This is a genomic window from Paenibacillus camerounensis, assembly GCF_000723885.1.
Lineage (GTDB): Bacteria > Bacillota > Bacilli > Paenibacillales > Paenibacillaceae > Paenibacillus_AQ > Paenibacillus_AQ camerounensis.
In genome coordinates this window covers 32,451-46,679 of the sequence record NZ_CCDG010000089.1, presented here as the reverse complement: position 1 = coordinate 46,679, position 14,229 = coordinate 32,451, and the positions used below count along the sequence as shown (strand labels likewise).

The window sequence follows — 14,229 nt, the reverse complement described above, 5'->3', positions numbered from 1 at the left end:
CCCTTTATTCCGGCGATTTGGCTGCGCCGGCCGGATTCAAGGGCAGTTTTGCCCTTTATCCCGCCGATTTGGCCGCGCCAGCCGAATTCAAGGGCATTTATACCCTTCATTTCGCCGATCTGGCCGCGTCGGACGGATTCAAGGGCATTGTTGCCCTTCACCACACCCGGCCATGGTCCGGCTACTTGTTATCCGGCAGCGGCACGCCGAAGTCCGGTGTGCCGTCTGCCTTCCAGCCCAGCACCTTGGCGCGGGTGTGGCGGTTCGGATCATACAGCGGATCGCCTGTGATGTCCTTGTAGCTGCGGGCGTGGTAGATCAGCACATCCTCCCCGTCAGCACCCACAGTGAAGCTGTTATGGCCCGGGCCGAACTGGCCGTTCTCCTCGCTAGTCTGGAACACCGGCACCGGATGCTTGCTCCACGAGGCCGCATCCAGCAGATCGCTGTCCTCATCGGCAGTCAGCAGTCCCATGCAGTAGTTGTAGTCGGTCGCGCTGGCCGAGAAGCTCATGAAGATCTTACCGCCCCGCTTCAGTACAGCTGCGCCTTCGTTCACGCTGAAGCCGATTGTCTCCCAATCGTATTCCGGCTGGGCAATCATAGTCTGCTTCCCGGTCAGGGTCCACGGATTACTCATTTCCGAGATGTACAGGTTGGAGTTGCCCGGAATGTCCGGGTCCTTCTGGGCCCACACATAATAGAGAATACCTCTATGCTGGAAGGTCGTTGCATCCAGGGCAAAGGATTCCCAGGCCGTCTTAATCTGGCCCTTCTCCACCCAGCTGCCTTCCAGCGGATTAGCGGAATCATTCTCCAGCACGAACATGCGGTGGTCAAACAGCCCATCCTGTGTTTCCGTGGTGCGCGCGGCGGCAAAATAGATATACCATTTCCCCTGCAGATAATGAATCTCCGGTGCCCAGATATTAGCGCTGAGCGGTCCCGTTTCGTATTTGCGCCAGGCTACAGCCGGCACCGCCTCTGCGAGGTCTTCGATTGCTGCGGCTCTGCGCACTTCAATCCGGTCATATTCCGGTACGGAAGCGGTAAAGTAGTAATATCCGTCTGTATGCTTATACACCCAGGGATCAGCGCGCTGCTCCACAAGCGGGTTGCTGTATTCTTTGCCAGTACTCATATCAGTTTCTCCTTTGGTCCATTTAAGCTGGATCTATTTAAGTGTAAGCACAGTAACGGATGCCGGCGGGAGGACGCAGTGCAGCACGCCGTCCGTCAGTTCGGCACCTTCGTAGGCAGCCGGGGCTACAGTATCCGGTGCATCGAAGGTATTATGTGCTCCCAGCTCTGTGTGCGTCAGAATCTGTCCGGATACCCGGCCTGCCTGTGTGCCTCTGATGTCAAGGCTTAAGGCGGCATCCGCCTCATGGCTGAGGTTACAGATCGAGACATAGACCTTGCCTTCCGAGTCGCGGGACGCAGAAACGCTAAGCTGCGGAACCGTTACATCCCCCCAGGTATACAGCGGGCTCTCAAAGGCAACCTCCAGCAGCTCATTATCCTGATGCACCTTATACATTTCAAATACATGATAGGTAGGCGTAAGCAGCAGCTTATCCCCTTCCGTTAGGATCAGCGCCTGCAGCACATTGACCATCTGGGCAATGTTCGTCATCTGCACGCGGCCACTGTGATTGTGAAAAATATTCAGGTGGATGCCGGCAACCAGCGCATCTCTGAGGGTATTCTGCTGGTAGAGGAATCCGGGATTGGTTCCCGGCTCGTTCAGGAACCAGGTGCCCCACTCATCTATAATTAATCCTACCCGCTTCTGCGGATCATATTTGTCCATGATCGCCGTGTGGCGGGTAATCAGCTCATCCATACGTAGGGATTTCTGCATCGTCTCAATCCATTCGGCTTCATCGAAGCCAAGCGCCGGACGTTTCTCCTCCCAGCTGCCGGGAATGGTATAAGAATGCAGGCTGAGGCCGTCCATCATGCCGCCTGCCTCACGCATCACAACCTCTGTCCAGTTGTAATCATCCACATTGGCTCCGCCGGCAATCTTGTATAGCTTGTTGTCGCCGTAATTACGGACATAGGTCTGATAACGCCGGTAGAGATCCGCATAATACTCAGGGCGCATATTTCCGCCGCAGCCCCAGTTCTCATTGCCGACGCCAAAATATTTCAGCGCCCATGGCTTCTCCTGCCCGTTCTCCTGCCGCCAGCCGGCCATCGGTGATTCCCCGTCAAAGGTCATATATTCGACCCATTCTGACATCTCCTGAACCGTGCCGCTGCCGACATTGCCGCATATATAAGGCTCACATTCCAGCAGCTCACACAGGCGGAAAAATTCATGCGTACCAAAATGGTTGTTCTCCACCACGCCGCCCCAGTGGGTGTTAACCATCCGTTTGCGGCCTTCCTTCGGGCCAATTCCGTCCTTCCAGTGATACTCATCGGCAAAGCAGCCGCCCGGCCAGCGAAGCACCGGAATATTCAGCTTCTTGAGCGCAGTCACGACATCATTGCGGATGCCGTCCGTGTTCGGGATCGGCGAATCCTCGCCTACCCAGATTCCTTCATAGATGCATCTGCCCAGATGCTCGGCAAAATGCCCGTAAATATTTTTATTGATCCTGTTTTTAGGAAGATCGGCGTTGATTACAAGCTTTGCAGTCATAGTTTCTCTCTCCTTGGGTTAAGCCTTATATTTAGCCCTTTATCCCTGAATTCAAATTGATTGATTGTACAAAGTATTTCTGTGCGAACAAGAAAAGCACCAGTGTAGGAATAATGGCCAGAATCGCCGAGCCCATCAGCTGCCCGATCATCCGGTAGTTTCCGTATATATCCTGCAGCAGCAAGAGTCCTGCTGTAACCGGCATTTTATCAACATCTGTGAACACGATAACCGGCCACAGGAAGTCATTCCATGATCCGGTGAACGAGAACAGGCCGCATACAATCAGAATCGGTTTCATCAGCGGTACAATGATCGAGGCATAAATCCGGAAATGGCCCGCACCATCCACATGAGCCGATTCATCCAGCTCTTTAGGGATACCATTCATAAATTGTCTGACCAAAAAGAGGTTACCCATACCCGCAAGCCCCGGTATAATCATCGCCCAGGAAGTATTCACCCATCCCAGGGCATCAATGATTTTGTAGGAAGGAATCAGGTTCACGACACCCGGGAAAAAGGAAATACCCAGTAAAGTAAAAAAGAGTGTATCTCTTCCTCTGAACTTCATCCGGGAATACCCGTAACCGGTTATGGAAATGACCACAACGACGAGGAATGTATGCATGGTGGCAATAAACAGGGAGTTCATCAGCCAGCGCAGAATTGGAGCCGTAGAGGTATTATTTAAAATTGCGATATAGTTATCAAAAATCCATTCCTTCGGAAACATTCTGAATCCTGAGCTGACGACCTCAGTCTGCGAACGGAAGGAGGTAGTGATTCCAAACACTACAGGAACGATCCAGATTACACACAGAATGATCAGAAACAGATAGGAGATATATTTTGAGATGCTAATGCCTGAACCTTTTCTTTTATCGATTCGCTGTCCGTTTATAAGCGGACCTTTATCCATTTGCCCGGCCACTTGGTTTGCCATACGGGTACACCTGCCTTTTCAATTTCGCTGCTTGATCCGTTTGTCTTATGGGAGAATTAGGTCGCATTCCGGTTCATTACATAATATTGCAGAGCCGAAATCAGCAAAATAACCAGTCCCAGAAGCACTGCCATTGCCGAAGCCATCCCTGCAATAGATTCACCGTTGCCGAATGCGAGCTGGCGGATATACATCATTAATACATGCGTACTCTGACGCGGACCGCCGTCTGTCATCATGAGCGGCTGGCCGAAGACGTTGAAGGCCCCCGCAGTCGTCATAACAAAGGTATAAATAAGCGGGAAGCGGATTGAAGGCAGTGTGATGCTCGTAAATCTGCGGACAGGGCCTGCACCGTCAATTTCAGCAGATTCGTATAAATCCTGAGCTACACCGCTGATGGAAGCACGGTAAATGATCAGGTTGCCCCCGACACCGCCCCAAATGGTAATGATAATAATGAGAATCCAGGCATACGGCTGGTGAGTCGGCCAGGAGACATCAGAGCCGAACACATTACCGGCCATCCCAAGCTGTTTGTTGAAGAGCAGCAGCCAGATCAAGGCGCCCGCAGAAATGGAGATCAGGCCGGGAACATACAAAATAGCTTGAATCAGGCTCTTCCCCTTCACTTTTTTGTGTTCCAGCGCAACCGCAATCAGCAGCGGAAGCACAATTAACAGCGGTACACTAAGCAGAACGAAAATCAAAGTATTCTTGAGACCGTTGTTAAACTGCGTATGAAAGGTGGAGCTGTTGTCAAAAAGAATGGTCTTGTAGTTGTCGAGGCCAACCCAGACCGGATCATTCATCAGATTCCACTTCGTGAAGGAAGCATAAATCCCGTAAATGGTCGGCAGCAGGATAAATACAATGAATAAGATGACATGTGGACCTACAAAGAAAACAGGCGCCAGATTTAATTTCTTTTTCATAGGCAATCTTTTCTCCTTTGGCATAAAGCAATGTGCCACAAGTGGCACATTGCTCCATACAATCATTTCCGCTTGCTGTTTATTGCGCTGCGCTTGTTCCTTCAGCGATCTTATCTTCTACGAATTTCTGCATGGTCTGCAGGGTTTCGTCAATATCCACGTTGCCGCGGACGATATCTCCGCAATAGGTATCAACAGCTTCTGCGATGTACGGGTAGTACTCATAAGTGTAGATATAGAGCGATTCAATCTCTTTTTCGTCAGAGGTAAAGAAAGATTGCATGTAGTTCTTGTACTCAGGGTTCTCGATAACTTGCTTACTCGCTACCGTTTGTCCGGCTTTCGCCCACTCCATGGAGTTTTCACGGATGAACTCCAGGAAGCTGCCGATTCCGGCTACTTTTTCTTCCGATCTGTCTTTGTTCTTCAGCATCGCGAACAAATGGGAGGACGATCTGTTCGTAAACTTGTCAGGTGTAGGGGAATAAATATTGGTTACTCCGAAATTAAGGCCCTCTACTCCGGCATGTGCAGTGGAGCTCCAAGTACCGTCAGTGGAGAACAATACGTTACCGGCTTGGAACATCAGGTAGCCGTCTTCACCAAATGGTGTCATCAGGCCGGCATCGTTGATTTTTTTAACTTCCTCAAAGGCTTGCTTCATAACCGGTGTATTCACAGCAGGCTTGCCGTTCTCCTGGATATCTCCGCCAAGGTTCTGAATCTGCGCCAGAATGACCCAGCCAAGCAGGGCGTCATTGACGACAAAATCGCCTTCATCCAATTTGCCCTGCAGAGAGAGCATTTCATCGATGGTTACAACGTTATCGTCAAGGAAAGATTCGGCGCCGTATTTCGCGAGCAGATCTTTGTTGTAATACATAACATTACTATGGATATCGAGCGGTACTGTATACTGCGTTCCGTCGATGTTACCTGTATTCCATGCTTGCGGCAGGTAGTTCTCTTCCTTAATTTCAGTCTGGGCAGCAGTTACGGCAGTCATGGGCTCCAGCTGCCCCTGCTTCACAAAGCCCGGTACACGGTCCGCGTGAATAATCGCGAGGTCAGGTACGCCTTTACCGGAGTTAAGTACAGTTGATACCTTTGTATACATATCTGCAGTAATGACATGCTTCACTTGAATTTCAGGATTGGTTGCATTGTAATCCTTCACCAGCTGATCCATATAAGCACCATCATCACCGGTCAGCGGCGTCCAGAACGTAATTGTCTTTGTATCATCGTTCCCGCAGCCTGCCAACACCGTAGATAATGATAGAACAAGTGCTAATGCTGAAAAACCCCACTTTTTAGTCAACACTTTCTCCTCCTAAATGATTAAAATTAGTGAATCATCTACAAAAATGTTTTTGCAAACAATTAACTCTCGGTTGATTCCGGGTCATGCCGCTGATCCCACCGATTTGCCCGGACGAATAATATTCCAGGATGCCTTGGTCAATCGGCGCGCTTATGTTGCCGGCTCTTTAATGAATGAACCGTAAGGATGCTTGTCCCTTTCGGCCTTACGCGCCGCTCTCAGTGTGTGACGACAATGTGAGCCCATCCATTTCACATATTCATTAATTAATTAAAAAACATTTGAATGTATTCGCTTACAGGTATAAAATAACATATATAAACTACGTTGTAAACATAATAATATAAAACTATTTATATATATACAAAATAAACATAGTTTTATCGTCAATATAGATAATAGAAGCGCATTTTTTAAGATTTAAGCGAATTTATATTTATATAAATACAAAATAAAATATTTGATTTTGTAAATGTTAACTTATTTTTAATATAATCTCACAAATAAAGGCAGGAAGCTTTCCTTTTCACCTCAATTAGTTTATAATTTCATAAAATAGTCATTACAGAAGTCTGCGGAAGAAGGTTTGAGATGATATATATAAAAGATCTGATGAGTGGCATTGATATTTTCAAAGCGCTTAGCTCTGAAATCCGGATTCAAATTCTGGAGCTGCTCGCCGGTAATCAGGAGCTTAACCTGAATGAAATCGCCAAGAAGCTGAACCTCAGCAACGGTGCTATCACAATGCACATTAAGAAGCTGGAGGAGAGCGGACTGATTGAAATTAACACCTCTGTCGGCAAACACGGCATCCAGAAGGTCTGCTACCTGAACAAGGATAAGCTGATGGTGGATCTGCGCAGCAAGGATGTCGACAACCTCTATGAGGTGGAGATCCAGGTCGGCCACTACAGCAACTATCAGGCGGTTCCTACCTGCGGGCTTGCTACCAAAGACAGTATAATCGGAGACTTTGATGAGCCGCGTTACTTCGCCGATCCCCAGCGGATAGATTCCGAGATTATCTGGATGGCCGAAGGCTTCCTTGAGTACCGTATACCGAATTACCTGAAAGCGAACCAGACCTTCCGGGAGATTCAATTCTCCATGGAAATCGGCTCCGAAGCCCCGGGCTTCAGCGACAACTACCCGTCCGATTTGTATTTTTACCTGAACGGGATCGAGATTGGCTATTGGACCAGCCCGGGCGACTTCGGCGACCAGCGCGGAACATTCAACCCGGACTGGTGGCCGCCGCATCTTAATCAATACGGGATGCTGAAGCTGATCCGGATCAATAACGAAGGAAGCTTTATCGACGGCTGCCGGATCTCCAACATCACACTGAACGATATCAAGCTGGATTACAAAAGCGAGCTGACCTTCCGCATTGCCGTCACCGACAAGCCGGTCAACAAGCGCGGCCTGACTATCTACGGCAAGCATTTCGGCAACTACAGCCAGGACCTGCTGGCCCGCGTGCTCTACAATGTGCATGAGGTAGAGGAAATGAACCGGCGGCCGGCGGCCGAAGCTATTACTGAATAGCAGCTTACTTTGAGCTGTCTAAGAGTGCTGAAGCACTCTGAAGAACAGCTAAGAGCCCTTAAGTGAGGGAAAGCTGTCGATCTGTTTCTTTGCCCTTTCGCTTCCTGCCTGGATGCGGAAGGGTATTTTTGTATGTAACGGTAGATTTACAGTTCGGGAGCCTTCCCACGGGAGAGCCTGATTTCTATAGAAATCTGGTTTATTATGGATATTTTGAACTAGTTAGGCAGCTGAGTCTTTGTTCTCTGGATACTAGTTCATCCATTATTTACAATATAAATAACAATGTTCCAAATCATTAGAGAGAAGGATGAAGTATGCAAGTTACCAAACGGGTGTCGCGACTCCTGTTCTCAGCCGCTTTCCTGACTGTAATGGCCGGCTGCGGAAACAACAACAATCTCAACCTTAACGAACAAGCTGCACAAGAAACTACCGCCCCGTCCACCGCACACCAGACACACTGGTCTTATGAAGGCGATACATCTCCTGAACACTGGGCGGAGCTGGATCAGTTGTTCGCTACCTGTAATACCGGCACAGCCCAGTCCCCGGTTAATATCCTGCATGATAAAGTACAGGCGGATGAGCACCTCTCCCCTGTCAAAGTCGAGTACTCTCCTTCACCAGTGTCTATCGTCAACAATGGCCACACGATCCAGGTGAACATTAACAACAAGGACAATAAGCTTACTATTGAGGGCAAGACTTACCTGCTGCAGCAGCTCCACTTCCATCTGCCCAGTGAACACGAGGTTGACGGCAAGCATGCAGAGATGGAGCTACATCTCGTTCATAAAAGCAAAGATGGTTCGCTCGCCGTACTCGGTGTATTGATCAATGCCGGCAGTGAAAATACCGCCCTGAACCAGCTCTGGTCCGTGCTTCCTGCGGAGGAAAGCGCAGAGGAGATTGTAATTGACGGAGCATTCGATCCGGCCGGGCTGCTGCCCGCCGATCTTCACTCCTTCCGTTACCAAGGCTCGCTCACTACGCCGCCGTGTACCGAAGGCGTCCAGTGGATCGTCCTGGAGAATCCGGTAACCTGGTCCGCAGAACAGATCGGCCAATTCGCTGCGATTTTCCCGCATGATAACCGCCCTGTTCAGCCGCTGGGCAGCCGGGAGATCGGCAGCGATGAATAAGCACATATAGTAATGCGATATAAAAAGGCGATCTCCGCGGTTGATGGGGATCGCCTTTGTTGGGGCAGATACATAAGTGAAAGCGAGTAAGTCTACGGATGGACGCGGGCAGATCGCCGGGTTCAAAGGCATTTTTGCCTTTGATTCAGCTCATTTAGCTCAGATGCCTGATTTCAAAGGCACTTTTGCCTTTGATTCGGCTCATCTCACGCAAATTTCCGATTTCAAAGGCACTTTTGCCTTTGATTGGGCTCATTCTGCTCAGATGTCCGATTTCAAAGGCACATTTGCCTTTGATCTGGCTCATCTCACGCAAATGTCCGATTTCAAAGGCACTTTTGCCTTTGATCTGGCTCATTCTGCTCAGATGCCCGATATCAAAGGTATTTTTGCCTTTGATTAAGCTTCCCGGGAGCGGATCCGCAAAATTAACAGCATATATCCCGTACTTCTCCCTCGCCCGCGGCTAGCAAAAAAAAAAAAAAAGCAACTCATCCGCAGATGAGCCGCTTATGATGCAGTGCCGCCGTTCCCTTTGAAGCTGAAGCGCATCCGCAACCAGGCCAAAACATAGATAACGCACAAGAAAATCCAGTAGCTATTATCGAACAAGCCGCCCCCGGTTACCGCCGACAGAACCGCATGGTACACACAGGTAAATATAAACAAAGACAGGAATAGCAGCGAAATCCCTTTATACGATGCCGGCTTCCGGATTCCCGCTTTTGAAAAAATATATAACACCACCAGCGCCAACAGTATGGTGAAAGGCACCCTGTAACTGAAATCCGAAAATACGTCGTGCATGGTAACTACTGCTGCTACAAGCACAAAACACAATGAAATGTTAAGCACACTTTGCTTCATGACCAAGACCTCCGCCCTAAAGAAATATTTTCCATATATTCTAATAATAAAACGAATCCAGCATATTAGCAAACGAAAACGCAAATAAAAAAACAAGCCGCCCACCACTCAAGGTAAGCCGCTTGCCAAATTTACAACCGGTCTATATACTTGTCTTGCTTAGGGGCAGGTGAAAGGCAGATCAGGTTAGACTTATAGCCCTTCACCTGCCCACTCTTCACCAGCTTCACGATCACCTGCCTCACCCCTTCACCGCACCCGCCGTCATCCCGTCAATAAAATACTTCTGAAACCCGAGAAACAGTACCAGAATCGGCAGAATGGAAAAGAACGAGCCTACGATCAGCAGATCATAGTTGTTACCGTAGGGAGTGAGCAGCGTCTTGAGGCCGATCGGCAGGGTATATTTATTTTCATCACTCAGCACCATAAACGGCCAGAGGAAGTTATTCCAGCTGTTCATCCCGTTCAATATCGCCATCGCGGCAAAAGACGGCTTCATCACCGGCAGAATCAGGCGCGCATAAATCGCATATTCATTCGCCCCATCCACCCGCCCGGCCGCAATCATTTCCTTGGGAATCCCCCGCAGATACTGCCTGAAGAAAAAGATCGTCGCCGCACCCGCCACACCCGGCAGAATAATCGCCGAATAGCTGTTCATCAGCCCCATGTTAAAGGTCAGCGTGTACAGCGGCAGCAGCAGAATCTCAAACGGCACCATCATAATGAGCAGCACGCAGACAAACAGCAGATTTTTCCCTCTAAATTCGTAAGCAGAAAAGCCGTAAGCAACCGTTGCGCTGACCAGCAGCGTCAATACAACCTGTACCGCTGTCAGCAGCAGTGAATTGAAAAACCAGGTGAAGTAGGCATGCTCCCCGGTGAACAGAAAGACAAAGTTATCGAAGCTCATCGCCGACAAGTCGAAGCGCAGGTTAAGTCCGTAACGGATCAGATCCTCTCCGGGCTTGAACGAGGCAATCGTCACAGCGTAGAAAGGCACCAGGATCAGCAGGCACAGCACACTGAAAAAGGCAAACAGGAGGATTTTGCGGAGCGTCCCTGTATTCATCCTTTACTCCTCCTCCTTCTTGAACATCCCGCTGAGCGCCAATTGCGTCAGATTAATGACCATGGTGATGATGAGCAGTACGATGCCGACCGCAGCCGCGTAGCCTAGATTATTTTTTTCGATCCCCTGCCGGTACAGGTAACCTACGATGGTCAGCCCGATGTTCTTGGGAGAGTTATTCCCGTTCCAGAGCATCATGCTCTCAATAAACATAGCCAGTCCGGCGTATATGCTGATCGTCAGCACGTAGATTGTCGTCGGCTTCAGCAGGGGGATGGTAATCCGGGTGAACCGCTGAAAGGCGGATGCCCCGTCGATGGAGGCGGCTTCGTAGTAGTCGTCGGGGATATTTTTCAATCCGTATAGAAAATACAGCATGTTCACACCCATCCACCGCCAGCTCGCCAGCGCCACCAGAGCAACGAAGCCGGTAGTCTGTCCCTTCAGAAATTTAACCGGCTCCACGCCGAACACACCGAGAAGGCTGTTGATCAGCGAGCCCTCCATCTCCCCGAACATCAGCCGGAAAATCGTCCCCGCCACCACCACCGAGGTCAACGCCGGGAAAAAGAACGAGGATTTGAAAAATTCACGGCCCCACATGGCTTTACTGTTGATCAGCACGGCGAACAGCATCGGGAACGGGATCAGAATCAGCAGGGTCAGGATCATATAGACAGCACTGTTACGTACCGCTTTGAAAAAGATCGTGTCCCCCATCAGCTTGGTGTAGTTATCCGCTCCGATAAAACTGGCCTCCTGGCCGAGCGTGACCTTTTGAAAGCTCATGCCGAATGAGCTCAGCAGCGGATAAACCCAGAAGATGATGAATACGAGCACAAAAGGCAGCACGAACACGTAGGGAGCGACTTTTTGCGAATAAAGGAAATTTTTGATCATGGCTAATGCTCCTTTAAAGTAGAGCTGCCCACCGGGTGGACAGCCCCAAAGAGTAACCGTACTTGTTATTTCAGCTCCTGTTCAATCTGTGTCTGGGCATCATCAAGCGCCTGCTGCACATCTTTTCCGTCCTCAAAAATTTCATTCAGCGTCACCGTACACAGTACATTATTAATCGTCGGCGAGGCGGAGGTGGATTTGATGAGGTTGATCTCCTCTTTAATCTCGTTCAGTACATCAAACGGGTTGTTGACAAAATATTTGACGAACTGGTTCTCCGGATTGTGGGTTACCTCCTTCATATCCCAGACGCTCATGTTGATCGGGTCAAAGCCGAGCGTATTCCAGATTTCGATGTTGGCATCGAGCGATAGCTTTGCATAGGCGATAAAATCTTTTGCCAGCTGAATATCCTTAGCCGTCTTGGTCACGACAGTTCCGGTACCGCCGCCGCCGTAGGATCTGTGCATGCCTTTTTCGAGGACGGGCAGCGGAGCGATGGAGATTTTGCCGCTCAGGTCCTTCATGTAGTTGGTGTATCTGGACATCTGCCACAGCGGCATAAAGGCGGCCGCATAATTGCCTGAGTTATACTCGCCGTAAGCTTCCTCCGTATCAGGCTGCCCGCCGGCGATGGTTGAAATGACGTTGTTGTCCTGCAGGTCCTTCAGCATCGTCATCGCTCTGACCATCTCAGGTGAATTCACCTGCGGCTTGCCGTCAGCATCCGTCAGATCCGATTCCTGCTGGGCCAGGAGCAGCGAAGCCTGCCAGATCGCACTGGTGTCGGCGGTGCCCATGTATTTGCCGGTTTTTTCATAGACCTGAATACCCGCCTTTTTGAAATCATCCCAGGTTACGATACTTTTGTAGTCCACTCCGGCTTCATCAAGAATTTCGGTATTGTAAAAAGCGACCGTCGCCCCTACGTGGGTGGATAAGCCGTAGATTTTTCCTTCTTTGGCGTAAAGATCGAGCTGAGACTGCACGACCGTGCCTTTAAAGGGCTCTGCCACATCATTCAGCGGCTCCAGCTGCGGCTCTCCGGCCAGGAAGTCCGGGAACTTGCCCAGCTCGATATCGGCAATATCCGGGGCTCCTACTCCCGTCTGCACCGCAATGGACAGCTTATTGTGCATATCGTCATACGGCATGACCGTTACATTCAGCTTGATCTGGCGGTCAGGATTGGCGGCATTCCACTTCTCCAGCATTTTCTCAAAATGCTGCCCGTGCAGCTCGACAAACGTCCAGTACGACAGCTCTGTTGCCTTATCTCCAGCCCCGCCGTTCAGTACAGAGGACTCTCCGCCTGAGGTTCCTGAGGAAGATTTCCCACAACCGGCCAAGAACACCAGCATGGAGACGACCAGAAATGAGATTAGCCATTTGTTTTTCATGCTTGACCCTCCTATAGTTCAATATTGTTGCCCGAGCGTAATGTAAACGGATACAAAATAACTCCGTAATCAAAAGCCCTCCGGAAAGCCTGCGGCTCCTTGCCGCTGCCTGTCATCCTCCTTTACACATTTATTAAATGTTTTAGGCTGTTATAATGTATTCAGCCAGGCGAGGAATTAGAAACTTTTGAGGTACAAAAAAACGCAATTTTACGCATTTCCGTTTATCCATCAGTTTTGTTTCCGGACCGTTTTCAGATGTTTCCTTTATAAAGATCTAAAACAGACAACCATTATCCGCCATACATAATCCCAGGCTGGAAAACGAACAATAAACCTGTCTCCCATACCACCGAGAAGGAGTGTTTCGAATGCGCGAAGGTCTGATTCCCACTGTTCTTGGTACCGTAGTTTCCGCTTCCGGCGCAGCTTTTCTAGGAAGTAAGTATAAGCTGGCCGCAACAGGCGTACTTGGCTTTGGTCTGGCACATATGGTCCTGGGTGCCATCGACTTGTTTGAGCACCGGTAAAAGGTTGGAAGATGCCGGACCTGTACAGCATGTACAGGCCGGTTCCTTTTAAGGATCCTTTTAATGAACAACACAGAAAAAAAGTCCTCACCCCGCGGGTAAGGACCACTTTCGTACATATGATTTATTTCACCGCTACATAGAACAGGCGCTGGGCGCTGTCATCTGCCGGAAGCCATTCAAAGTCCGCATATAGCTGGACCTCACTGAAGCCTGCTTTGCGGAGCTCTTCTTCCAGCCACTGCGGATCATACGCGCGCTGCACATGACTCTCTTCAAAACGGCGGTACAGGCCGCTACCCTCTTCCCGTGCAAAGATGGACAGATGATGCTCAATCTCCCGGCGCGGTACATCCAGCTCACAGGTCCAGATGTAGGAGACTGAAGGCTCATCCAGCACAAACGGCTGCTCCTCTTCGTATCTCACCAGCGTATTCGGGTGATGGACATCAAACAGGAAGGTCCCGCCCGGCTTAAGGCCTGCATACGTACGGGCCAGAACGTCCTGAACATCCTTTTCTTCAAGCACATAATTCAGGCAGTCACAGAAGGAAATGACCGCATCTACCGGCTCCGGCAGCTCCCATTGCGTCATATCCTGCCTGATCCAGCGCACACTGCCCTCGCGCAGAAAGCGGCGGCCCTGCGGATGCTGCTCCATTTTTTGCTGGGCTACGGACAGCATGTCTGAGGAAAGATCTATTCCGGTCATGTGATAGCCTGCTGCTGCCAGCGGAATTGTAATACTGCCGGTTCCGCAGCCAAGCTCGGCGACTGTACGCGGCTTGCCGTATTTGCTCCATGCGGCTTCTGCAAAGGCCAGCCAGTCCGGATACGGCATGTCCGCCATCAGTTCATCGTATACATATGCAAATTTCCCGTAGGAAGACAATACGCACACCG

Annotated in this window: 14 protein-coding genes; 4 read left to right on the top strand and 10 right to left on the bottom strand. The window is 49.9% G+C overall.

Features of this window, described 5'->3' with window-relative positions:
• Positions 1–181 precede the first annotated feature (181 nt).
• From BN3772_RS27585 to BN3772_RS27565, 5 genes are all read right to left on the bottom strand, one after another.
• Positions 182–1,141, bottom strand: a complete 960-nt coding sequence (locus BN3772_RS27585; RefSeq protein ID WP_042203572.1) for a glycoside hydrolase family 43 protein — start codon at positions 1,139–1,141, stop codon at positions 182–184.
• Between the two features lie 33 nt (positions 1,142–1,174).
• A complete protein-coding gene (locus BN3772_RS27580) occupies positions 1,175–2,653 on the bottom strand; it encodes an alpha-N-arabinofuranosidase (RefSeq protein WP_042203571.1) in 1,479 nt (492 codons plus the stop codon).
• A 31-nt stretch (positions 2,654–2,684) separates the two neighbouring features.
• Entirely contained in the window at positions 2,685–3,575 is an 891-nt protein-coding gene (locus tag BN3772_RS27575) for a carbohydrate ABC transporter permease (RefSeq protein WP_209443716.1), read from the bottom strand.
• An 80-nt stretch (positions 3,576–3,655) separates the two neighbouring features.
• Positions 3,656–4,534, bottom strand: coding sequence for a carbohydrate ABC transporter permease (locus BN3772_RS27570; protein ID WP_042203568.1), 879 nt, complete (start codon positions 4,532–4,534; stop codon positions 3,656–3,658).
• A 79-nt stretch (positions 4,535–4,613) separates the two neighbouring features.
• Positions 4,614–5,858 (bottom strand): extracellular solute-binding protein, encoded by a 1,245-nt coding sequence (locus BN3772_RS27565; protein ID WP_042203566.1) that lies wholly within the window; start codon positions 5,856–5,858, stop codon positions 4,614–4,616.
• 591 nt (positions 5,859–6,449) lie between these two features.
• Between BN3772_RS27565 and BN3772_RS27560 the strand changes: the two genes are divergently transcribed.
• The 3 genes from BN3772_RS27560 to BN3772_RS27550 all read left to right on the top strand — a co-directional run bounded on the left by BN3772_RS27560 (position 6,450) and on the right by BN3772_RS27550 (position 8,957).
• Positions 6,450–7,409: an ArsR/SmtB family transcription factor gene (locus BN3772_RS27560; protein WP_042174439.1), complete on the top strand. Its 960-nt coding sequence runs from the start codon at positions 6,450–6,452 to the stop codon at positions 7,407–7,409.
• A gap of 317 nt (positions 7,410–7,726) precedes the next feature.
• The gene (locus tag BN3772_RS27555) at positions 7,727–8,554 is read left to right on the top strand and encodes a carbonic anhydrase (RefSeq protein WP_042203564.1); all 828 of its coding nucleotides are present in this window, start codon (positions 7,727–7,729) and stop codon (positions 8,552–8,554) included.
• Between the two features lie 76 nt (positions 8,555–8,630).
• Positions 8,631–8,957, top strand: a complete 327-nt coding sequence (locus BN3772_RS27550) for a hypothetical protein (RefSeq protein ID WP_042203562.1) — start codon at positions 8,631–8,633, stop codon at positions 8,955–8,957.
• 107 nt (positions 8,958–9,064) lie between these two features.
• On the opposite strand, the gene BN3772_RS27545 is transcribed toward BN3772_RS27550, so the two are convergent.
• From BN3772_RS27545 to BN3772_RS27530, 4 genes are all read right to left on the bottom strand, one after another.
• Positions 9,065–9,421 carry a hypothetical protein gene (locus BN3772_RS27545; protein WP_042203561.1) on the bottom strand — a complete coding sequence of 119 codons (357 nt, stop codon included), beginning with the start codon at positions 9,419–9,421 and terminating at the stop codon, positions 9,065–9,067.
• Positions 9,422–9,662: 241 nt separating this feature from the next.
• On the bottom strand, positions 9,663–10,496 hold the full coding sequence (locus BN3772_RS27540) for a carbohydrate ABC transporter permease (protein ID WP_042203560.1): 834 nt from the start codon (positions 10,494–10,496) through the stop codon (positions 9,663–9,665).
• A 3-nt stretch (positions 10,497–10,499) separates the two neighbouring features.
• Positions 10,500–11,396, bottom strand: coding sequence for a carbohydrate ABC transporter permease (locus BN3772_RS27535; protein ID WP_042203558.1), 897 nt, complete (start codon positions 11,394–11,396; stop codon positions 10,500–10,502).
• Between the two features lie 65 nt (positions 11,397–11,461).
• Positions 11,462–12,796 (bottom strand): ABC transporter substrate-binding protein, encoded by a 1,335-nt coding sequence (locus BN3772_RS27530; RefSeq protein WP_042203557.1) that lies wholly within the window; start codon positions 12,794–12,796, stop codon positions 11,462–11,464.
• A gap of 371 nt (positions 12,797–13,167) precedes the next feature.
• On the opposite strand from BN3772_RS27530, the gene BN3772_RS27525 reads away from it, so the two are divergent.
• Positions 13,168–13,326 carry a hypothetical protein gene (locus BN3772_RS27525; RefSeq protein WP_042174418.1) on the top strand — a complete coding sequence of 53 codons (159 nt, stop codon included), beginning with the start codon at positions 13,168–13,170 and terminating at the stop codon, positions 13,324–13,326.
• A gap of 124 nt (positions 13,327–13,450) precedes the next feature.
• Here BN3772_RS27525 and BN3772_RS27520 read toward each other — a convergent pair whose 3' ends face one another.
• Positions 13,451–14,218, bottom strand: a complete 768-nt coding sequence (locus BN3772_RS27520; RefSeq protein ID WP_042203556.1) for a class I SAM-dependent DNA methyltransferase — start codon at positions 14,216–14,218, stop codon at positions 13,451–13,453.
• Between the last annotated feature and the right edge of the window lie 11 nt (positions 14,219–14,229).

Bases quoted from the DNA above. Each gene is read 5' to 3' on its own strand.
- BN3772_RS27580 (WP_042203571.1), bottom strand. From the start codon at position 2,653: ATGACTGCAAAGCTTGTAATCAACGCCGATCTTCCTAAAAACAGGATC.
- BN3772_RS27575 (WP_209443716.1), bottom strand. From the start codon at position 3,575: ATGGATAAAGGTCCGCTTATAAACGGACAGCGAATCGATAAAAGAAAA.
- BN3772_RS27570 (WP_042203568.1), bottom strand. From the start codon at position 4,534: ATGAAAAAGAAATTAAATCTGGCGCCTGTTTTCTTTGTAGGTCCACAT.
- BN3772_RS27535 (WP_042203558.1), bottom strand. From the start codon at position 11,396: ATGATCAAAAATTTCCTTTATTCGCAAAAAGTCGCTCCCTACGTGTTC.
- BN3772_RS27525 (WP_042174418.1), top strand. From the start codon at position 13,168: ATGCGCGAAGGTCTGATTCCCACTGTTCTTGGTACCGTAGTTTCCGCT.
- BN3772_RS27585 (WP_042203572.1), bottom strand. From the start codon at position 1,141: ATGAGTACTGGCAAAGAATACAGCAACCCGCTTGTGGAGCAGCGCGCT.
- BN3772_RS27540 (WP_042203560.1), bottom strand. From the start codon at position 10,496: ATGAATACAGGGACGCTCCGCAAAATCCTCCTGTTTGCCTTTTTCAGT.
- BN3772_RS27545 (WP_042203561.1), bottom strand. From the start codon at position 9,421: ATGAAGCAAAGTGTGCTTAACATTTCATTGTGTTTTGTGCTTGTAGCA.
- BN3772_RS27530 (WP_042203557.1), bottom strand. From the start codon at position 12,796: ATGAAAAACAAATGGCTAATCTCATTTCTGGTCGTCTCCATGCTGGTG.
- BN3772_RS27555 (WP_042203564.1), top strand. From the start codon at position 7,727: ATGCAAGTTACCAAACGGGTGTCGCGACTCCTGTTCTCAGCCGCTTTC.
- BN3772_RS27560 (WP_042174439.1), top strand. From the start codon at position 6,450: ATGATATATATAAAAGATCTGATGAGTGGCATTGATATTTTCAAAGCG.